This is a genomic window from Flavobacterium nitratireducens (assembly GCF_029625335.1).
In the GTDB taxonomy this organism is placed as follows: domain Bacteria; phylum Bacteroidota; class Bacteroidia; order Flavobacteriales; family Flavobacteriaceae; genus Flavobacterium; species Flavobacterium nitratireducens.
Map to the genome: position 1 here is coordinate 2,101,630 of NZ_CP121111.1, position 20,457 is coordinate 2,122,086.

17 protein-coding genes and 4 pseudogenes are annotated in these 20,457 nt (G+C 33.1%); 14 read left to right on the top strand and 7 right to left on the bottom strand.

Annotated elements, in window-relative coordinates; all coding sequences use genetic code 11:
* The first annotated feature begins 59 nt into the window (after positions 1-59).
* On the top strand, positions 60-2,144 hold the full coding sequence (locus P5P90_RS09945) for an ATP-binding protein (RefSeq protein WP_278034548.1): 2,085 nt from the start codon (positions 60-62) through the stop codon (positions 2,142-2,144).
* A 10-nt stretch (positions 2,145-2,154) separates the two neighbouring features.
* Complete coding sequence (locus tag P5P90_RS09950; RefSeq protein ID WP_278034549.1) at positions 2,155-3,024, top strand: TorF family putative porin; 870 nt, start codon at positions 2,155-2,157, stop codon at positions 3,022-3,024.
* 89 nt (positions 3,025-3,113) lie between these two features.
* Here P5P90_RS09950 and P5P90_RS09955 read toward each other — a convergent pair whose 3' ends face one another.
* From P5P90_RS09955 to P5P90_RS09965, 3 genes and pseudogenes are all read right to left on the bottom strand, one after another.
* A complete protein-coding gene (locus P5P90_RS09955) occupies positions 3,114-3,770 on the bottom strand; it encodes an aspartate kinase (protein ID WP_066325704.1) in 657 nt (218 codons plus the stop codon).
* A gap of 118 nt (positions 3,771-3,888) precedes the next feature.
* Positions 3,889-4,248, bottom strand: a complete 360-nt coding sequence (locus P5P90_RS09960) for a YraN family protein (RefSeq protein ID WP_278034550.1) — start codon at positions 4,246-4,248, stop codon at positions 3,889-3,891.
* A gap of 67 nt (positions 4,249-4,315) precedes the next feature.
* Positions 4,316-5,214: pseudogene (locus tag P5P90_RS09965) on the bottom strand (S66 peptidase family protein).
* Positions 5,215-5,448: 234 nt separating this feature from the next.
* On the opposite strand from P5P90_RS09965, the pseudogene P5P90_RS09970 reads away from it, so the two are divergent.
* The 3 genes and pseudogenes from P5P90_RS09970 (at position 5,449) to amaB (ending at position 8,918) form a co-directional block, all read left to right on the top strand.
* A pseudogene (locus P5P90_RS09970) lies at positions 5,449-6,542 on the top strand (endonuclease/exonuclease/phosphatase family protein).
* A gap of 172 nt (positions 6,543-6,714) precedes the next feature.
* A complete protein-coding gene (locus P5P90_RS09975) occupies positions 6,715-7,254 on the top strand; it encodes a 3-hydroxyanthranilate 3,4-dioxygenase (RefSeq protein WP_278034551.1) in 540 nt (179 codons plus the stop codon).
* A gap of 109 nt (positions 7,255-7,363) precedes the next feature.
* Positions 7,364-8,918, top strand: a pseudogene (amaB, locus tag P5P90_RS09980) (L-piperidine-6-carboxylate dehydrogenase).
* 69 nt (positions 8,919-8,987) lie between these two features.
* On the opposite strand, the gene P5P90_RS09985 reads toward amaB, so the two are convergent.
* Positions 8,988-9,473 (bottom strand): DUF6646 family protein, encoded by a 486-nt coding sequence (locus P5P90_RS09985; RefSeq protein ID WP_278034552.1) that lies wholly within the window; start codon positions 9,471-9,473, stop codon positions 8,988-8,990.
* 37 nt (positions 9,474-9,510) lie between these two features.
* Positions 9,511-10,236, bottom strand: a complete 726-nt coding sequence (locus P5P90_RS09990; protein WP_278034553.1) for a metallophosphoesterase — start codon at positions 10,234-10,236, stop codon at positions 9,511-9,513.
* 325 nt (positions 10,237-10,561) lie between these two features.
* Here P5P90_RS09990 and P5P90_RS09995 point away from each other — a divergent pair, with 325 nt between their 5' ends.
* From P5P90_RS09995 to P5P90_RS10005, 3 genes are read left to right on the top strand one after another with little or no spacing between them, the layout of a single operon-like run.
* Positions 10,562-11,191, top strand: coding sequence for a PAS domain-containing protein (locus P5P90_RS09995; RefSeq protein WP_278034554.1), 630 nt, complete (start codon positions 10,562-10,564; stop codon positions 11,189-11,191).
* Entirely contained in the window at positions 11,172-11,645 is a 474-nt protein-coding gene (locus P5P90_RS10000) for a sensor histidine kinase (RefSeq protein ID WP_278034555.1), read from the top strand. The genes P5P90_RS09995 and P5P90_RS10000 overlap by 20 nt, the downstream gene beginning before the upstream one ends.
* Positions 11,642-12,052, top strand: a complete 411-nt coding sequence (locus tag P5P90_RS10005; protein ID WP_278034556.1) for a response regulator — start codon at positions 11,642-11,644, stop codon at positions 12,050-12,052. Before P5P90_RS10000 ends, P5P90_RS10005 begins: the two co-directional genes overlap by 4 nt.
* 62 nt (positions 12,053-12,114) lie before the next feature.
* On the opposite strand, the gene P5P90_RS10010 is transcribed toward P5P90_RS10005, so the two are convergent.
* Positions 12,115-13,179, bottom strand: coding sequence for an ATP-binding protein (locus P5P90_RS10010; RefSeq protein ID WP_278034557.1), 1,065 nt, complete (start codon positions 13,177-13,179; stop codon positions 12,115-12,117).
* Positions 13,180-13,316: 137 nt separating this feature from the next.
* Between P5P90_RS10010 and P5P90_RS10015 the strand changes: the two genes are divergently transcribed.
* Positions 13,317-14,132, top strand: coding sequence for a DUF4382 domain-containing protein (locus tag P5P90_RS10015; RefSeq protein ID WP_278034558.1), 816 nt, complete (start codon positions 13,317-13,319; stop codon positions 14,130-14,132).
* A gap of 42 nt (positions 14,133-14,174) precedes the next feature.
* On the opposite strand, the gene P5P90_RS10020 is transcribed toward P5P90_RS10015, so the two are convergent.
* Positions 14,175-14,927, bottom strand: coding sequence for an SDR family NAD(P)-dependent oxidoreductase (locus P5P90_RS10020; RefSeq protein WP_278034559.1), 753 nt, complete (start codon positions 14,925-14,927; stop codon positions 14,175-14,177).
* Positions 14,928-15,295: 368 nt separating this feature from the next.
* Between P5P90_RS10020 and P5P90_RS10025 the strand changes: the two genes are divergently transcribed.
* The 5 genes and pseudogenes from P5P90_RS10025 (at position 15,296) to P5P90_RS10045 (ending at position 20,404) form a co-directional block, all read left to right on the top strand.
* Positions 15,296-16,300 carry an AAA family ATPase gene (locus P5P90_RS10025; RefSeq protein WP_278034560.1) on the top strand — a complete coding sequence of 335 codons (1,005 nt, stop codon included), beginning with the start codon at positions 15,296-15,298 and terminating at the stop codon, positions 16,298-16,300.
* A 77-nt stretch (positions 16,301-16,377) separates the two neighbouring features.
* Positions 16,378-17,241, top strand: coding sequence for a DUF58 domain-containing protein (locus P5P90_RS10030; protein ID WP_278034561.1), 864 nt, complete (start codon positions 16,378-16,380; stop codon positions 17,239-17,241).
* A 96-nt stretch (positions 17,242-17,337) separates the two neighbouring features.
* Positions 17,338-17,697, top strand: coding sequence for a four helix bundle protein (locus P5P90_RS10035; protein ID WP_278034562.1), 360 nt, complete (start codon positions 17,338-17,340; stop codon positions 17,695-17,697).
* A gap of 81 nt (positions 17,698-17,778) precedes the next feature.
* Positions 17,779-19,403 (top strand): annotated as a pseudogene (locus tag P5P90_RS10040) (hypothetical protein).
* On the top strand, positions 19,403-20,404 hold the full coding sequence (locus P5P90_RS10045) for a vWA domain-containing protein (RefSeq protein WP_278034563.1): 1,002 nt from the start codon (positions 19,403-19,405) through the stop codon (positions 20,402-20,404). The pseudogene P5P90_RS10040 and the gene P5P90_RS10045 overlap by 1 nt, the downstream one beginning before the upstream one ends.
* The last annotated feature ends 53 nt before the right edge of the window (positions 20,405-20,457 follow it).

A 20,457-nucleotide genomic window follows, 5' to 3' on the forward strand; every position in this document is an offset into this window, starting at 1 on the left:
TGCTTTGTTTTTTTTATAAATTTAATCTTTTTAATATTAAATTTTTAGTTATCGGCTATATGACATTAAAAAAAACGTCCCCTAAAATACTTTGTTTAATTGTTTCTTCAAGTGTAGTTTTTTTGATGCTTTATGCTGTTTTATTGTATTATATTAATAAGACAGAAAAGGATGCTTATCGTAATTCGGTGGAATTATTTGAAAGCAAAATCAATGAATTATTATTATTAGAATCAAAACCTATACTCACGGCTTTAAAGAATGATACCAACTGGGATGAGTTTGTTGAATTTATTAAAACAAAAAAACAAAGCTGGTATGATGAGACTATTAGTAATGAATTAGATATTTATGGTGCCGATTACTTAGGGGTTTATGATCAAAATAAAAAGTTTATAACCCGTACCCCAACTGCTGTAATTAAGACTATTGATTTTATTCCGAGGCAAGCTATGCTTGTTTTGGATAAAAAAAGAGTAGCAAAATTCTATATAAAAATTCCCGAAGGTATTGTAGAAGTAACGGGTGCTACGATTCATCCTTCAGACGATCCTTTAAAAATAAAGACAAAGCCTTTTGGTTACTTTTTTGCTGTTCGTTTAATTAATCAAAAATTTATAAAGAACTTAGAAAAAATTACAACTTCCAAAATTGCTTTTTTAAATAGTGATGAAAATAGAGCTGAGCAAAGGCATATTGTTAGTACTGTTTATCCTTTAAAAAACTCCAGAGGTTTACTTATTGGTAAATTACTTTTTGAGCGAAATTTTGATGTGTATTTTGAGAATACTATTCGAATTTTATATATCATCATTACTGTTTTTATAGTGTATTTAGTAGTAAGTATTTATTACACACAAAAATTAGTTTATCGCCCATTGTATTTCGTGCGAAGAGCGCTTCAAAGGGGGAGTTTGAGTGCAATAGCCGAGTTGAAAAAAACCTCCGGTGAGTTTAGTTACATAGGTAGATTATTTGAAGAAAATAATAACCAAAAAATAGCTTTGATTAAAGCCAAGATTAAGGCAGAGGAAGGTGATTTGTTAAAAGCTTCTTTTTTGGCCAATTTATCCCATGAGATAAGAACGCCAATGAATGCTATCAATGGTTTTACAGAACTTATTTTGAACACAGAACTTAGTGAAGAAGAACGAATAGAATATCTGACTATCATTCAACAAAACGGAAAAAATTTAACATCAATTATTGATGATTTGATTGAAATGTCAAAAATTGATACCAATCAGATAACACCGAATTTTACTGAAATCAACTTGGAATCCTGTATTGAAGAACTTTATAAAACGGTTAAGGTAACAATACCGAAAAAGAAACCTTTAAAGTTTAAGTTATACAAGAGTTCTGTTCCTGCGGATTATAATATTGTTACAGATGCGATTAAATTAAAACAAGTTGTAATTAATTTATTGACAAATGCAATCAAGTATACCGATGAAGGTCTGGTAACTTTTAAGTATGAGATTAATGAAGAAGAAAAATTAATTCATTTTACCATACAGGACACGGGTTCGGGAATTGATGAAAATCATCATAAGCATGTTTTTGACCGATTTAAGCGTATAGAAAATGATCAGTCTATAACAGTAGGAGGATTGGGACTGGGACTTTCTATTTCTAAGGCTTATATAGAAATTCTGGGAGGAACTATTAGTCTGGAGTCAAAAGTAGGAGAAGGTTCTATCTTTTATTTTTCAATTCCTTTGAAATATGCAAAAGTGGAGCATATAGTGGTTAAGCCAATCCGTGAAAAAGAATTAGCAAAATCCCAGAATAGGGTAATTTTGATAGCTGAAGATGATAATTTAAAATTTTTATTGTTTCAAAAAATGATGAAAGATAAAGGTTATCAGATTATAAGAGCCGTAAATGGACAGGAGGCAGTAGATATTTGCATCAATAATTCTGATATTGATTTGGTTTTAATGGATATCAAAATGCCTGTCATGAATGGGTTTGAAGCCATTGAACTGATAAGGCCTATTCGTCCACAATTAATTATTATAGCCCAGACAGCTTATTCTTCTTCAGAAGATAAAGCTAAAATTGAAAAAGCAGGTTTTGATGATTATATAACTAAGCCCTTGAATAGAGAACGTTTGTTTGAATTAATTGATAAATATTAATGTATTTCAAATGAATGTAATCAAAAGTTTTTTTTGTCCAGTACTACTGTTGTTATCGGGTTTTGGTTTTTCGCAAGAAGAAAAACCTGGTGAGGATGAGGTTTCAGAAGATAAAAGAATTAGTTTCACTATTGATGTAGTGAGTCGCTATGTTTGGAGAGGACAATGTTGGGGAGGTGATTATTTGGCTGTACAACCTTCGTTAGAATACGCAGTTACTCCAAAATTTACAATAGGAAGCTGGGCAACTACTAATTTTAAAAAGGATTACTATTATCCTGATAATGAAAATTATTATAAAGGATATCAAGAAGTTGATTTGTATTTGAGTTACCAAATTACTAATTTTTTACAGCTCCAACTTTGGGATTATTATTGGCCTTCGGTAAGCAGAGTGGAAGGAGTGAGTAATAAATTATTTGATTATGGGCCTACGAGTTCACAAACAATAGACGCAATCTTGTATTTTGATTTTTCTGAAGGATATCAATACCCATTTAATGCTACCATAAGTACATTTGTGGGAGGTAATGATTATCAATACAACAGCAGAGATGAACCTAAGCGTAATTACACTACTTATTTCGAATTGGGATATGTTTTTAATTTGTTCGAAAATTCCCCTCATAAATTAATTCAAAATATAGAATTAGCGCCTTCGGCCGGTGTTGTTTTAAATAACAAGGCTGCATATTACAATTTTGCTGATTATGATAAACCTTCGTTGGTTAATTTAGCATTAAAAGCAAGTAAGGAGTTTGATTTAGGGAGTAATATTATAATGCCAATTTCGCTGAATTATGTGCATAATGGAGCAACAAAAAACACTGATTTTTTTGGGAAGAATTTCTTAATTGCGGGGGTTAGTTTTAGTTATTGATTTGATTTCAAATAATTTTTTTGAATAAAAAGCATAAAAAAAGCAGGTCTTTAAAAAAAGCCTGCTTTTTTCAGTTGTTATGTTTGTTTTTAGTTTTTCAAATCTTTGATTACTTTGAAAGCTACATCAACCTGATCTTCACCAACCAAAATAGTGAATTCATTAGAAGTCGAAATTACTTCGTTGATGATAATTCCTTCCCAAGCCAAACGTTGGAAAATAAAATAATAAATTCCTGGAACCACAATGTTTTCTTTTGGTAATTTAACTGTTATAGAAGCTAGATTGTCTAATTTCTGAATTAATTTTTCATTAGAAAAATGTTTGTCTACCAGTTTGTTAACGGTGTTGCTTACCACAATGTTAATCTCATTTACTCCTCTTGACGAAGTGTAAAAAACATCCGGAAAACCATTGATGTCCGAAATTAATTCGGCTTGTTTATTTAAAACAGTTTCTGAAACCGCAAAAGTATAATCTGTTAAAGCTGAACGTACCGTAATTTCACCAATGTTTTTAATTACCTTATTGATTTTATGGTTTAGTCTGAAATCCAGTTCTTCTGTTAATCGTTTTAAGGACATTACAACAGCTCCTTGTTTAACTTCTTTTCCAAACTCACTCTCTAATTCCGACATGATGTTTCGGGATAAAGAGGTTAAATTGATAATTCCAAGGGACAGAGCATTTAAAAGAAAAGGCTTTGTTTTGATGTAATTCTCTACTATTGATGAAACAGTTTTCATAATTAATTTAGGTATTTTTACGTAGTTTTAAATTCGATTTACTTAGTAAAGTCGTTAAAATTGCACGCAAATATAATAAAAAAAACAATTTGTTATAAAAATAACATAAAAAATGTCGTTAAAAATGAAAAAAAGCATCAGTAATATGTTCAATTACAAATGATTTATCGGATTTGTGAATGGAAATGATGTCAAAACGGACGTTGAGATCAAGATTATTTTCGACTACGTAGTTGTCAACCGCTTTCGTAAGTAGTTTTATTTTTTTGCTGTTTACAGCATCTTGTGGAAGGCCAAATTCAAGTGACGAACGCGTTTTTACTTCAATTATGGCAAGTGTATCTTCAAGTTGTGCAATAATGTCTATTTCGGCTTTCTGAAAAGTCCAATTGGTTTCTACTATAGAATAGCCATTGTTTTTTAAAAAATCAACGGCTAATTCTTCTCCTAATTTTCCTAATTCGTTGTGTTCGGCCATTTGTAAGAGTCTTCAGTAGTAAGTTTTTTAGAATTCAGCGTATTAGTTGCTCAATTATTAAAATTGACTAGTCTTCAAATTTCAAAATACTTTTTTCGGCTGTAACTTCCATAGTTACCTGGCTGCCTAAAACCAGTGCTCTGTTGTCCTGAATATGTCCCGCCGGGAAATTGTAAATCACCGGGATGTTATAAGTTTTAGTTACATCTTCAATAATTTGGACAGCATTCTTTCCCCAAGGGATTTCATTGTCTTTCATCTTTGTCATCGAACCTACAACGATACCTTTGATGCTTTCTAAACAACCATTTCGTTTTAAATTCATCATCATGCGATCGATGTGGTATAAATATTCGTCTAAATCTTCAATGAATAATATTTTGTCTGTACAATCTATGGACGAAGGTGAACCAAATAAACTATATAAAATAGATAAATTTCCGCCCACTAATTCTCCTTCTGCTTTACCTAATCGATTCATAGGATCTGAAGGGATTTCGTAACGTAAAGCTTCGTTAAACAAAGCTTTTTTTAATGTTTCTTTGGCTTCTAAAGTGGCTCTTGGAATACTTACAGGCATAATTCCATGAATGGTTTTGTAACCAAGTGTATTTAAATGGTTGTGCAAAACAGTAATATCGCTAAAACCTACTATCCATTTTGGATTTTTTTGAATTGTGTAAAATCTAATGAATCAATAATTCTAACTGTTCCATAGCCTCCTTTTACACACCAAATAGCTTTAATATTTGGATTGTCTAGTTGGGCTTGAAAATCAGCCGTTCTTTCTTCATCAGTACCCGCAAGTTGATTGTTGTCTAAACCAATACTTTTACCAATTACGACTTCTAGTCCCCAATTGTGTAAAAGGTCGATGGCAGGTTGTAATAAGTTTTCAGTATATTTTCGGGCAGTTGCAACAATGGCAACAGTGTCTCCTTTTTGTAAAGTAGCCGGTGTAATCATAGGTTTTTGGGCTTGAATGGTGAAAGTTTGAAAAAAGAATAATAGGAATACACTTGATATTCGGTTTAATGATAAAAATCGAGAAGTAGGCATACGAGTGTTCTCCTGAAAAATTAAAAAATGAAAATACTTCTGTTAAGTATCAAAACAAAGATAGCTAAAATTAAAAAATAGTGTATTGCAAATTATACGAAATGGATTAAATTTACGAAACACCTTTAATACGAGTTGTTTATGTCTAAATCAGGAAGTATTGTATTTCTTTTTTTAATTTTTTTTCAAATAGGTTTCGCACAACCTAAAAGTTATCGTATTCACACCGTAGCTTTTTATAATTTCGAAAATTTATTTGACACCCTAAATGATCCAGAAGCGTATGACGAGGAATGGACACCTCAAGGGAAACAACATTGGACTTATGATAAGTACCAGCAAAAATTACAGAATCTAGCTCGGGTTTTGAATGAAATTGGAAAACCCGAAAATACCAACTCACCTACATTAATTGCTGGGGCTGAAATTGAGAACCGAGCTGTTCTGGAGGATTTAATTCAACAACACAATCTAGCGATTCATGATTATGGGATTGTTCATGTCGATTCACCAGACAAACGGGGTATTGATGTGGCGCTTTTGTACCAAAAGAAATTTTTTCAACCCATTTCATTTACTACTATACCCTTGTATATCTATAAAAAAGCAAATCAAGAATTGGCTCTGGATTTAGAAGAAACAGCGGAGGATTTTGCCGAAAAAAGCTATCAAAACCGAATTTTTACTCGTGATCAGCTTTTAGTGACAGGATTGTTAGAAGGTGAAGAAGTTCATGTGATTGTTAATCACTGGCCTTCGCGTTCCGGTGGGGAGAAAAATCAAGTCCGTATCGAGAAGCTGCTGGCCTTTTAAATCGAAAGATAATTGATTCGTTACAAAAGATAAATCCAAATGCTAAGGTGATTACTTTAGGCGATTTGAACGATAGTCCTTTTAATACGAGTGTCAAAAAAGCTTTGGGAGCTAAAGCTCAAAAACAGGAGGTTCCTGAATTAGGAATGTATAACCCTTTTGAAGAAATGGCTAAAAAGGGTTTGGGAACCATTGCTTTTGGGGATGCTTGGGATATTTTTGATCAAATTATTGTGAGTCAGTCATTGATAAAAAACGATTTTTCAACTTATCAATATTGGAAAGCAGGCATTTTTAATAAAAGTTATTTGATTCAAAGTTCGGGACGATACAAAGGATATCCCAAACGACATTCGGCTACCGAAGTAGGTTTTAGTGATCATTTTCCTGTTTATATTTATTTGATAAAGCAGGCAAAATAGATAGCAAAAGGTCTAGCCGCAAAGAAAACAAAGTATTTCGCAAGGATCGCAAAACTTTGTGTTCTTTGCGTTTGTAAAGACAAAGAATGATTTCTCATTGCGTACTTTGCGGTTGGATAGAAACCAAAATTCTTTTTTTCGTACATTAGCATTTCTCAAAAAACAACTCAAAATGGCAATTTCAAAACCTTTTAACCTTACTAAATGGATTGACGAAAACCGTCAATTATTAAAACCACCTGTTGGAAACAAAAATTTATATGTTGATTCGGGCGATTATATTGTAATGATTGTCGCTGGGCCTAATGCTCGAAAAGATTTTCATTACAACGAAACAGAAGAGTTGTTTTATCAATTAGAAGGTTCTATCGAAGTGCATATTCAAGAAGATGGAGAGCGCAAAGTAATGCAACTGAATGCTGGAGATATGTATTTACACCCGGCTATGGTTCCTCATTCGCCTGCTCGTTCCGAAGGTTCTATCGGTTTAGTGATTGAGCGCAAAAGAGCCAATCAAGGTTATGTAGATGGTTTGCTTTGGTTTTGTGACAATTGCAATCACAAATTGCACGAGGTCTATTTTGAATTGAATAATATAGAGAAAGATTTTCTGCCTCATTTTGAACATTTTTATAATTCAGAAAGTCTTCGTTCTTGCGAAAAATGCGGAACTGTTATGGCAACCGATCCAAGATTCACAGCAAAAAAATAATTTTTTTTCAGGAGCTATTCCCGTTATCCGCTATATCTTTTCCTGTCCGCCGCGGCGGATAGGAAAAGGATGCCGCTCCTACCGGGGCTAAAAACAAAAATTCATAACCATGTCAACAATCGCTACACAATTTGGAATTCAAGAAGCTTTAAAGCAATTAGGAATTCAGGAAGTAAATGAAGGAACTTCTACGGGAATTCATTTTTTCTCAGAAGGAGAGGTTTTGGAAAGTTACTCCCCAGTAGATGGAACATTAATTGCGAAAGTAAAAATAACTTCAGCTGCTGATTACGAACAAGTAATGCAGGCAGCCTCCGAAGCTTTTAAAACCTTCCGTTTAATTCCAGCACCCAAGCGTGGCGAAATTGTGAGGCAATTTGGCGACAGATTACGTCAAAATAAAGAAGCCTTAGGGAAATTGGTTTCTTATGAAATGGGGAAATCTTTGCAGGAAGGCTTCGGCGAGGTTCAGGAAATGATTGATATTTGTGATTTTGCCGTGGGATTGTCTCGTCAATTACACGGATTGACAATGCATTCGGAAAGACCTAATCATCGAATGTATGAGCAATACCATCCACTTGGAGTGGTTGGAATCATTTCGGCTTTTAATTTTCCAGTAGCTGTTTGGTCTTGGAATGCGGCTTTGGCTTTGGTTTGTGGCAATGTTTGTGTTTGGAAACCTTCAGAGAAAACACCGCTGTGTGGTATTGCTTGCCAAAGCATTTTAGCACAAGTTTTACAGGAAAACAATCTGCCAGAAGGAATTTCTTGTTTGATAACAGGAGATTATGTTTTAGGGGAATTAATGACCAATGATGCTAGAATTCCTTTGATATCTGCTACAGGTTCAACCCGAATGGGGAAAATAGTAGCGCAAACTGTTGCCGCTCGATTAGGTAAATCGCTATTGGAATTAGGAGGAAATAATGCAATCATTGTAACTCCTGATGCCGATGTTAAAATGACTGTTATAGGTGCTGTTTTTGGTGCCGTGGGAACTGCTGGTCAGCGTTGTACTTCGACGCTGTCGTTTAATTATACACGAAAGTATCTATGAAAAGTTGAAATTAGCCTTGGTGGCTGCTTACCAACAATTGCGAATAGGAAATCCATTGGATGAAAACAATCATGTGGGACCTCTTATTGATGCAGATGCTGTGGAAAAATACAACAAAGCATTAGAAAAAGCAGTTGCTGAAGGAGCTACTATTCTGGTAGAAGGACGAGTGCTTTCTGGTCCGGGATTTGAAAGTGGATGTTATGTTCAACCGGCCATTGTTGAAGCGGATAATGCGTTTGAAATTGTCCAAAGCGAAACATTTGCTCCGATTTTGTATTTGATAAAATACACTGGAACAGTCGAAAATGCTATTGCTCTTCAAAACAACGTTGCACAGGGATTATCTTCGGCAATAATGACAAACAACTTGCGTGAAGCAGAACTTTTCTTATCCGTTGCTGGTTCTGATTGCGGAATTGCTAATGTCAATATTGGGACTTCCGGTGCCGAAATTGGTGGTGCTTTTGGTGGAGAAAAAGAAACAGGCGGCGGTCGTGAATCGGGTTCTGATGCTTGGAAAGTCTATATGCGAAGACAAACCAATACGATTAATTATGGCACTAGCTTGCCTTTGGCACAAGGAATAAAGTTTGATTTGTAGCTAGGTATAGAGTGAGTTAAAAAAGACAATTAAACCAATTCAATTGTCTTTTTTGGCTTTGTTTTTCGTTTACAAATTAAAAGAAGCACCTATATTAAAAGTAAATTGATTGTTCAAAAGGTCAAATCCAGTAGCTTCTGGTTTGTATTTGGAAATTGGAAAACCAATTTCGCTTACAACTCCAAAGCCATCTGTAAAGAAATAACGAACCCCTAAATGACCACCAAAATTTCTCAACCCTAAATCCAGCCCAGGATAAATATCTAATTTTTCGTTACTATCGAAGATGTTACCAATATTGGCATTAAAGCGAATTTTTAGATCGAATCTGTCTCCAAAATCAGGTTTGTTACCAAGTGCGTCATTACTAACCGACAGTAAATAGGAAATAGTTCCGCCCACCGAAATGTTTTTGCCTAATCCATAATCATTTGATATTCTAATTCCGGAACCATGTTCTTGAAGATTGGCCACGATATCAAATTTTTCATCCGTTTTTCCTTTATAAGCTTGAGCATTTGCCAAGTCAATTGATAGTATTCCTATATAATACAAATATTTTTTTCATAGTATGAGTTTGAAAGTAGTACAATTAATTTCTGCCCTTTTCGTCAAAATACAATTGGTGTAAGGGCTCGCTTTGCCAAAATTCTTTGGTATCAATGTCCATAATGGTCAAAGGACCTTTAAAAGCAGCTCCAGTATCAACATTCCAAATACATCCTTTTTTGATTGGGATCGTTTTGTTGATTCGTGTCACAGGGGTGTGGCCTATATAAATTTCGTTGTATAAAGTGAGTCTTTTAGGGTAGCTTACATCATTTGGATTGATGCTAGTATCTAAAGCTAAAGCTGTTTCCCATAAGGTTCTGTCCCAGTAAAATAGTTTTGGAAAATATTCATAATTTACCCCATTCATATTGGTAAATCCAGCATGAATAAACAAGCGTTGTTTGTCATCCAGATGATAATCCTGTAAAGATTGTAAGAACTCAACATGTAATTGTTTGTTTTCAGTACTTACTTTTTCGTACGCTAGTACAGTGGCTTCTCCTCCGTGATTGTACCATAAAAGGTTGTCTTTGCTGTCTTTTAACCAATGGAGTAGTAATTCATCATGATTGCCTCTAATGAAAATACAATCATTCGTGCTGTTTAATTCTATTAAATAATCCAATACTTGCGGAGATTGACTCCATCCATCTACATAATCTCCTAGAAAAATGAGCTTATCCTTTTTTGTTACTTTGGCTCTTTCCATTATTTGATGCAGAGCACGTAATCCGCCATGAATGTCTCCAATAACTAATGTTCTCATTTTTTAAAATCTTCTTTAGTTTTTCAAGATAGTAAAAATATATAAAAGTGTTTAGAGGAACTTTTTTTTAAATATTTTTTTGAGTTTTTGTCCCCTTTATTCTTAGTGATAAATATACCTGCTTTTGGTGATTTTTTGGTGATTTTTTGGTGATATTTTTTTTATAAATTTATGCAGATTATTGAAAATCAATATTTTTAGTATTGAGAAAAACTGTACAAAATAACTTTTGATTTTAATCAACGCTTTAAAAGTCTAGTTTTTAATGTTATAAGTAAGATGAGTTGAACTTTATAAAAAGTTCACTTTTAAAAATGGGTTTAGGATGAAAAATGAACTTTCAGATTACAAACATGCTCTTGACGAATCCTCAATAGTCGCTATAACAGATCAAAAAGGAATTATTATTCATGCTAATGATAACTTTTGTAGAATTTCGAAATACACTAAAGAAGAACTTCTAGGAAAAGATCATAGAATCATTAATTCCGGTTATCATTCGAAAGAATTTATTAGAAATTTATGGAGGACTATTTCTAGTGGAAATATTTGGAAAGGGGAATTGAAAAATAAAGCTAAGGATGGCTCAACGTACTGGGTAGATACTACTATAGTTCCTTTTATAAATGAACATGGAAAGCCTTATCAATATGTGGCCATACGTTCGGATATCACTGATAGGAAAAAGGCGGAAGAAAATTTAATTCGATATTCGACTGCTCTAGAAATTACAAATAAGCAGTTGATTGATTTTTGTAACATTGTTTCCCATAATCTAAGAGCACCATTAACTAATATAGCAATGTTAGTAGATTTTATTGAGCAGAGTGATGATGAAGAGGAGCGTAAAGAAATTCAAGTGAAAATCAAACCGGTAATCAACCATTTATTGGAGGTTTTTAACGAATTAGTGGAGTCGATTCAAGTACAACAAGATGCAGGTATTAAAAATTGACGAAATTAATATTGGGGATTGTATCGCAAACAATTTAAGTTTTTTTGAAACTCAAATTAAAGAGTACGATGTTACTGTAAAAACAAATTTATTAGATGTTTCTTTAATTTATTTTCCACAAAAATATATTGATAGTATACTAACTAACTTGATTAGTAATGCTTTAAAATATCGTTCTCCCGATAGAAAATTAGTCCTAACAATTGAAGCCAAACAAGTAAAAGATAAATTTATATTATCTGTAAGCGATAACGGACTAGGGATTGATTTGGATATGCATAAGCATCATGTTTTTAAAATACGAAAAACATTTCATAGACACAAAGATGCAAAAGGATTTGGTCTGTATTTAATTAAAACTCAGGTTGAGGCAATGAGAGGTCGGATTTGGGTAGAGAGTAAAGTAGATGTAGGCAGTACTTTTTTTGTTGAATTTAAAAATTTAAAATTATGAAGACAATTAATAATATGACCTTAATTGATGACGATGAGGTTTTTGTTTTTTTGACAAAAAAAGCAATTGAAAGAACCCATTTAGTAGAATTGATTAGGGTTTTTAGTAATGGATTAGATGCTATTGATTTTCTAAGAGAAAATAGTAACAATGTGGATGCTTTGCCTGAAATTATATTACTGGATTTAAGCATGCCAATTATGGATGGATGGCAATTTTTAGATCAATTTTCGAAGTTAGCACCTAAAATTGATAAAAAAATAATTATATATCTCTGTTCCTCGTCCATATCTCCTAATGATATTCAATTGGCTAAAAAAAATAGTTTAGTAACAGATTACGTAATTAAGCCTATTACTAAAGAAAAATTAATAGAATTGATAAAAAATATGATTGAAGATATGTGATTGAAATTCTGTTTTAGGTTTGTACATCATATTTCATTTTTCTAAGAACACGCATCGCTTCTTTAAACAAAGAATAAATAGCGGGAAAAGGTTTTAAGTAGGTTTTTGCGTTCTATTAATTTTCTTTTGGCATCATCAAAACCATTGAGATAACAAATCATGAATGTAGAAGGAAGATTTTCTAAGTCTTTTAGTTCTCTTGGCGTGAGCTGCATGCCTTTTTTGAGTTTGTTTACTAATGCTTCGTTTGAATTATAAATATGAAAAAGCATTTTTTTATTGAAAACGGGTGGTTCAAATAACATTTTGCTTTCAATTTTATAATAGCCATTTTCAAAAAAATAAATAGTTTGTTGTTCTAAAGGGTAAAAACTGGTTTTATCATTTAATCCCAGTGGAATATATTCGATAATTGTGAAACTGTTTTGATCAAAAGAGATCGTTACTACATCCTGCGCCGAATAAAAAAGTTTAATATGCTCGTTAATTAATTCGATATCTACTCTTGATAAAAAGGTTTTATCTCTTACTGTTTTAGGAATTCCTGCCCAGCAAATAACAAATAATTCCTTGAAAACCTTGTACTTTGGATCCATATTTTTATGTCTCGAATTCATAAAATCATAGAAGCCGTCCAGCGTATATTGGATATTATTACGGGAATTGTTTTCAAGGTCAATTACCGTTGCGGTATTTAAGTAGTTTTTTTCAATTTTATCTTCCGTGGGAGTGGTGTTACTTCCTCGCCTAATAAAAATACTATGAGCAGGAATAGTATGGATTCCTTTTTTAAAGGAGGATACTTTGTTTTTAGGCTTTATAGTTACTAAACCTATTACTCTATCCTTGGGTAAGTTGGGAAAAGGAACATTTTCGTACTGAATTTTTGGCGGATTGTCCAGGTAGGCATTTACAAGATTTTGGATATGGCTATCGTCAAAAAAATCAGTGCCTATAATTTCGTTGTCTTGGTCTTCAACTCCTACTACAATATAGGAATTGTTAGCCGGATTTGAATTTGACAGTCCGCAAATGTGTTTTAAGAATTTGGATTTTCCTTCTTTTGTGTGTAAATTTAATTGCCGTTTTTTGTCGTAAAAACTATTTTCATCATTATGAGCAAGCAAGTTTTTTATTAAAAGCCGTTTGTTAATCATTTGAGAGTAAGATTTACGATTTGATTTTTGAAAAACCTTATTTTTTAATACAATTTTATTGCTTTTATTACGTTGTTAAGATACTAATTTTAAATAAATCAAAGAAAATGAAAAAGATTAAATTTTGCCCTAAATCGTTTTTTATCATTGCTTTGCTTGCAATTTTTTTTACTGCCTGTAATGATAATGATGACGGAAATCAAACATCTAGAGTTATGGTTCGAATGGTAGATGCGCCAGGAGATTTTGATGAAGTAAATATTGATGTCCAAGACATAATGATTAAAAAATCAGATGGTACCGATGATTCAGAAGGCTGGATAAGTATTGTTGATGATAATTTTACTCCGGGTGTATATAATTTATTAGACCTAACAGGAGGCGTAAGTCTTTTATTAGCTGACAATGTTGTTCCCTCTGGATATTTGGGACAAATTCGATTGGTTTTAGGAGAAAATAATACCTTAGTAAAAGGAGATCAAGTAATGCAATTAAGTACCCCAAGTGCTATGCAATCTGGATTAAAGTTAAATGTAAAACAAACATTGCTTGCAGGTGCAACTTATGAGTTTGTTTTGGATTTTGATGCTAGTAAATCTATTGTTTCTGCAGGTAGTTCAGGGTCGTATAATTTAAAACCTGTTATTCGTGTTTCGGCTGCTGCAACTTCAGGCGTGATAAAAGGGATGATTAATCCTGTACTTGAAGGATATCAGGTTGCTGTTTCTGTACCAGTTGGGGATGATGTTATTACTACTTTTGTAGACGAAACTGGAAAGTTTCAGTTAAATGGTGTTCCTGAAGGGACTTATACTTTGACTTTAACTCCAGAAACGGCATCAGGAAAAACAGCCGTTGTAGTTAATGGTGTGGTTGTGTCCAATGGTCAAGTCACCGATGTAGGTTCAGTTACTTTTAATTAATTACAAAAAAAACAGCTCTTATGAGCTGTTTTTTTATGCTTACTATTCCCGTTGAACAAGAGTTGCCGAACCTTGAGCCGTACACATAACCACCATATCAGAAATGTTAACATGGTACGGTCTGGAAATGACAAAATGAATAATATCGGCAATGTCTTCGGCTTTTAGTGGTGTAAACCCTTTGTATACATTTGCTGCTTTTTCGGTATCGCCTTTAAACCGAACTTCACTAAACTCGGTTTCTACCAGTCCCGGATGAATAGCTCCAACACGTATACCATAAGGATTTAAATCCATTTTCATTCCTTTGTTTATAGCATCTACAGCGTGTTTAGTAGCGCAGTATACATTGCCGTTTGGATACACCTGTTTGGCAGCTGTAGAACCGATGTTAATGATATGTCCTGATTTTTGAGCAATCATTTTCGGAATGATAGCTTTAGATACATACAATAATCCTTTTAGGTTAATATCTATCATGTTTTCCCAATCGTCTAGATTCCCATCTTGAATAGGATCTAGTCCATGTGCATTACCCGCATTATTAATTAAAACATCAATATTTGAAAAGGTTTCAGGGAGTGAATCTATGTTTGCAAAAACCGCATTTTTGTCGCTTACATCAAATTCAAGGCTGTAAACACTAGTGTATTGACTCAGTTCTTTTTCCAATTCTTCAAGACGGTTTTTTCGTCTTCCACAAATGATAATTGTGTAATTATTTTTTGCTAAAAGTTGTGCTGTAGCTTTTCCAATTCCGCTTGTAGCTCCTGTTATTAAGACTGTTTTAGTCATGATGTTGTATTTGAACTTAAGAATTGAGTTTGAAAATTTTGTTAGCGTATATTTTAAATAATAGGAATTAAAAAAATAGCAAAATTAGGTAGAAATATATAATTCTAATATCTATTTCTAAAGGCTTTACATTCTGTAAATTAGAATTGATTTAAATAGGTTTCTTTTTTAGAAAAATGGATTTCTGTAACTTTTTAGAATGTATTTTTTAAAGTTCTTAAAATTATGGAAATTGTATCATAATTCGTCCTTAAAATTGCAGTATTTGTAGAAGTTTTAACCATTTTTTAACATCTTTCCTCTAAAAAAAAATTCAATTTGCACTATCAAAACTGAGGCATTAAATTCAAGGAATTAAAAATAATTTTATGGAAGAGAATACATCGACTTTAGACATTAGAGCAATCAATGAAAAGATAGAAAGAGAGAGCGCTTTTATAGATCTTCTTACTATGGAAATGAACAAGGTGATTGTGGGTCAAAAGCACATGGTTGAACGATTATTGATTGGATTATTAGGGCAAGGGCATATATTATTAGAAGGAGTGCCGGGATTAGCAAAAACATTAGCAATTAATACACTTTCTAGAGCAGTTCAAGGTTCTTTTAGCAGAATCCAGTTTACCCCTGATTTACTTCCTGCCGATGTTATCGGGACAATGATTTACAATATCAAGCAAAATGAATTCTCCATTAAGAAGGGACCAATTTTCGCAAATTTCGTTCTTGCCGATGAGATCAACCGTGCTCCTGCAAAAGTACAATCGGCTTTGCTAGAGGCAATGCAGGAAAAGCAAGTAACCATTGGAGATACCACTTTTAAATTAGAAAAACCTTTCTTGGTTTTAGCTACACAAAATCCAATTGAACAAGAAGGAACCTATCAATTACCAGAAGCACAAGTGGATCGTTTTATGCTAAAAACAGTTATTGATTATCCTAAAATGGATGAAGAACGTTTGGTAATTCGTCAAAACCTAACAGGAAGTTACGAAACAGTAAATCCAGTTGTTTCAGTGGAACAAATTTTGCGTGCGCAACAGGCTGTTCGTGAAGTTTACATGGATGAAAAAATTGAGAAATACATCTTAGATATCATCTTTGCTACGCGTTACCCAGAAAAATACAAATTAGCCAATTTAAAACCATTAATCAGCTTTGGTTCTTCTCCACGTGGAAGTATCAATTTAGCCAATGCGGCAAAATGTTATGCATTTATCAAACGTAGAGGTTATGTAATTCCAGAGGATGTTCGTGCTGTAGTTCATGATGTATTACGTCACAGAGTAGGTGTAACTTACGAGGCTGAGGCCGAAAACATCACTTCGGTAGATATCATCAACAAAATTATAAACGAAGTAGAAGTACCTTAAAGATTTTAGATTTTAGATTACTGATTTTAGATTTTAGATCTGAAATCAACAATCGTTAATCAACAATCAACAATCAAATGGATACAAAAGAGCTTTTAAAAAAAGTACGAAAAATAGAAATCAAAACCCGAAGATTGAGTGATCATATCTTCTCTGGTGAATATCATACTTCTTTCAAAGGGCGTGGGATGACTTTTAGTGAGGTACGTCAATATCAGTATGGCGATGATATTCGAAATATTGATTGGAATGTTACCGCTCGTTATAATGAAGCTCACGTAAAAGTTTTTGAAGAAGAACGCGAATTAACCATGATGCTTATGGTAGATATTTCGGGTTCAGAAAGTTTTGGTTCTAAAAATCAATTCAAAAAAGACATCGTAACAGAAATTGCTGCCACGATGGCTTTTTCGGCTACGCAAAACAATGATAAAATTGGACTGATTTTGTTTTCAGACCAAATCGAATTGTACATTCCTCCTAAAAAAGGAAGGTCGCACGTATTGCGTATCATTCGTGAATTGATAGAATTTGAACCTAAAAGTCATAAAACAGATATTGCTCAGGCATTGAAATTCCTATCGAGTACTCAAAAAAAGAAAGCCATTGTTTTTGTCATTTCCGATTTTATGTCGGCTGATTATGAGCATACACTAAAAATTGCAGCAAAAAAACATGATGTAACCGGTATTCGAGTGTATGATATACGAGAGGAGAAAATGCCAAATCTTGGAATGGTTCCAATGATTGATGCCGAAACAGGCGAAATCCAAGTGGTCGATACGGGTTCTAAGGCTGTTCGAATGAGTTATGAGAAGTATTATCAAGATCAGTTGAATTATTTCAAAGAGACTTTCAGTAAATCAGGTTCGGGTATTGTAAATACAAGAGTTGACGAAAGTTACGTAACTAAGTTATTGGGTTATTTTAAATCGAGATAGCGATTTTAGAATTACGATTAACGATTTTTGATTTCAGATTTTTTTGGAATAGAAAATTAGAATTGATAGTTTTTTAAACTAAAAGAATAATTAAAAATGAATAAACAAGAACTGGAGAATAGATTGATAGATTTTGCGGCAAGTATAATAATTGTTGCTAGTAATTTTGAGAAAAATTATGCAGGAAATCATTTAGCAGGTCAAATTATTCGTTCAGGAACTTCTCCTGCGTTAAATTATGGAGAAGCTCAAAGTGCCGAAAGCAGCAAAGATTTCGTTCATAAAATGGGGGTTTGTTTAAAAGAATTAAGAGAAAGTTTTGTCTGTTTGAAAATTATTGAAAAAGCGAATTTAACAACAGATCTGAAGAATTTATCGATGGCAAAGATAGAAGCCAATGAGTTAATTTCTATTTTCGTGTCAAGTATTAAAACGGCAAAAGCAAATATGAAATAAGATGATTTTAAAATTTCGTGAGACATCTGAAATCAAAAATCGTTAATCTTCAATCTGAAATCAAAAGTTTCCAAATAAAGGATGAAAAAAATATTATTACTATTACTGCTTTCTACTAGCATTTTTGCTCAACAAAAAAGAGTAGAAACAAGTATTGATACTACAAAAAATAAAATTGGAGCCGAGTTCAAATTAACTTTTAAAACATCCGTAGATACCTTGTCTAAGGTTGTTTTTCCTAATCTAAAGTCATTTGGAAGTCTAGAGGTTATCCAATCGTATCCAATTGATACAGTAAAAAACAACGACCGTTATGAGTTAATAAAAAAATACGGTTTGACTCAGTTTGATTCTGGACGATTTGTGATTCCTAGTGTTAAGATTCTGATCAATAATAAACCTTATTTAAGTGATTCTATTGCTGTTGAGGTAGCCAATGTTCAAGTGGATACTTTAAAGCAAAAAATGTTTGATATCAAAGATATTCAACCGGCGAATGATTCTATTGGTAATTGGTGGAAATACCTTGTTGGATTGCTTATCCTTTTAGCAATTGGAGCAGGAGTTTATTGGTTTGTAAAAAACAAGCAAAAGAAAAAATTGAGGAGGAGGTTTATAAAACGCCAATAGAAAAGGCAACGAGTTTGTTGAATAATCTGGAAAAGAAAGAACTTTGGCAAAAAGGAGAAATAAAAGAATATTACAGTGAATTGACTGATATTGCCCGAAATTATATTGAAGAAGCTATCGAAATTCCAGCAATGGAAAGCACAACTTCTGAATTGATTGCGGGGCTTAAAGCGGCTTCGGTCAAAAAGAAAATGACTGTAACGCCTGAGACAATAGAAAACTTAGAAAGAGTTTTAAAACAAGCCGATTTAGTAAAATTTGCTAAATCCAAACCCGTAGAGTATGAAATTACTAGCGATAAAGAAAAAATCCAAAAAGCGATTTTAACCTTAGATAGTGCTATTCCAGTTGAAATTCCTGAAGAAGAAGATGTGTTGTTAAATGAAGTTCAAAGACAAAAGCAGATAGCACTTCAGTTAAAGAAAAAGAGAAAAGATCGTATTATCATTAGCATCGCTACTATCATTTGCTTGTTATTAGCTACTACTTTTTATTTCATGATTACTCGAGGATTTGATTATGTGAAAGATAATGTTCTGGGGCATCCATCCAAAGAATTATTAGAGGGCGAATGGGTGAAAAGCGAATATGGAAATCCAGGAGTAATTATTGAAACACCTAAGGTTTTGGTGCGTACCGATTTGACAAAATCATTACCTAAAGAAGGATTGGCCGTTGTCAAAGAAATGCAATCATTCACCTATGGCAGTTTAATAGATCCATTTTATTTGATGGTTTCTACTTTAAAATACAAGCAAGAAACACAAATTGATTTGAAAAAAACAATGGATGTTACTTTGCAAACTATGGAATCGCAAGGAGCACAAAATATGATTGTGAAACAGGAAGATTTTGAAACGGGTGAAGGTATTACTGGATTGAAAGCCTATGGGACGTTTACTAGAAATAATTCAATATTGAATGAAAAAGAGCGAATGTATTATGAAGTGCTATTGTTTAGCCAAGATGGAGGATTGCAACAGGTATTAATTTTACATCAGGAAGGCGACAATTATGCGAATCAAATTTCAGAACGAGTGCTGCACTCCGTTGAATTAAAACACGAAGGGATATAATGGAAAATATAACTTTTTTAAATCCAGAGTTTTTTTGGTTGTTTCTTTTAATTCCATTGGCCATTGCTTGGTTAGTTGTAAAAAGAAACCAGCAATCGGCAACTTTAAAAGTGAGTTCGATTAAAGGTTTTAAAACGAAACCTTCAACATTGGCAAAACTAAAGCCTTATTTGAGTGTTTTACGTATTCTGGCATTGTGTTCCTTAATTATTGCTTTGGCCCGACCAAGAACGGTTGATATTAGTAATAAAACGAAAACGACTAAAGGAATTGACATTGTAATGGCTATAGACGTTTCAGGAAGTATGCTTGCTAAAGATTTGAAGCCCAACCGTATGGAAGCTTTAAAAAGAGTAGCTGCTGACTTCGTTGAACAACGTCCTAACGACCGCATAGGTTTAGTAGTTTATGCTTCTGAAGCCTATACTAAAACACCCGTTACAAGTGATAAAGCTATTGTAGAAGAGGCTATTGGAAGTATCAAGTACGATAACGTTTTGCAAGACGGAACCGGAATTGGAATGGGATTAGCAACAGCAGTCAATCGTTTAAAAGATAGCAAAGCTAAAAGTAAGGTTATTATTTTATTGACGGATGGGGTAAATAATGCTGGTTTTATTGAGCCAGAAACAGCTGCAGATATTGCAAAACAATATGGTATTAAAGTGTATACAATCGGTATTGGGACAAATGGAATGGCAATGTTTCCTTATGCTTTAGCTCCAAACGGAGATTTCTTGTTCCAAATGATGAAGGTGGAAATTGATGAACGATTGATGAAAAGTATCGCTCAAAAAACCGATGGTAAGTATTTTAGAGCGACAAGTAATAGCAAATTGGCTGAGATTTATAACGAAATCAATATGCTGGAAACAACGGAAATTCAGGAATTAAAATTTTATGATTACGACGAAAAATTCAGGCCTTTTGTATTGTTTGCCTGTTTATTGGTTTTAATCGAAATGGGATTAAGAAATACAGTTTATAGAAGCTTTATTTGATTTTCAAGAATAAAAAAATTACAAGTTTTAAAATCCCAAATTCCAACAATTGG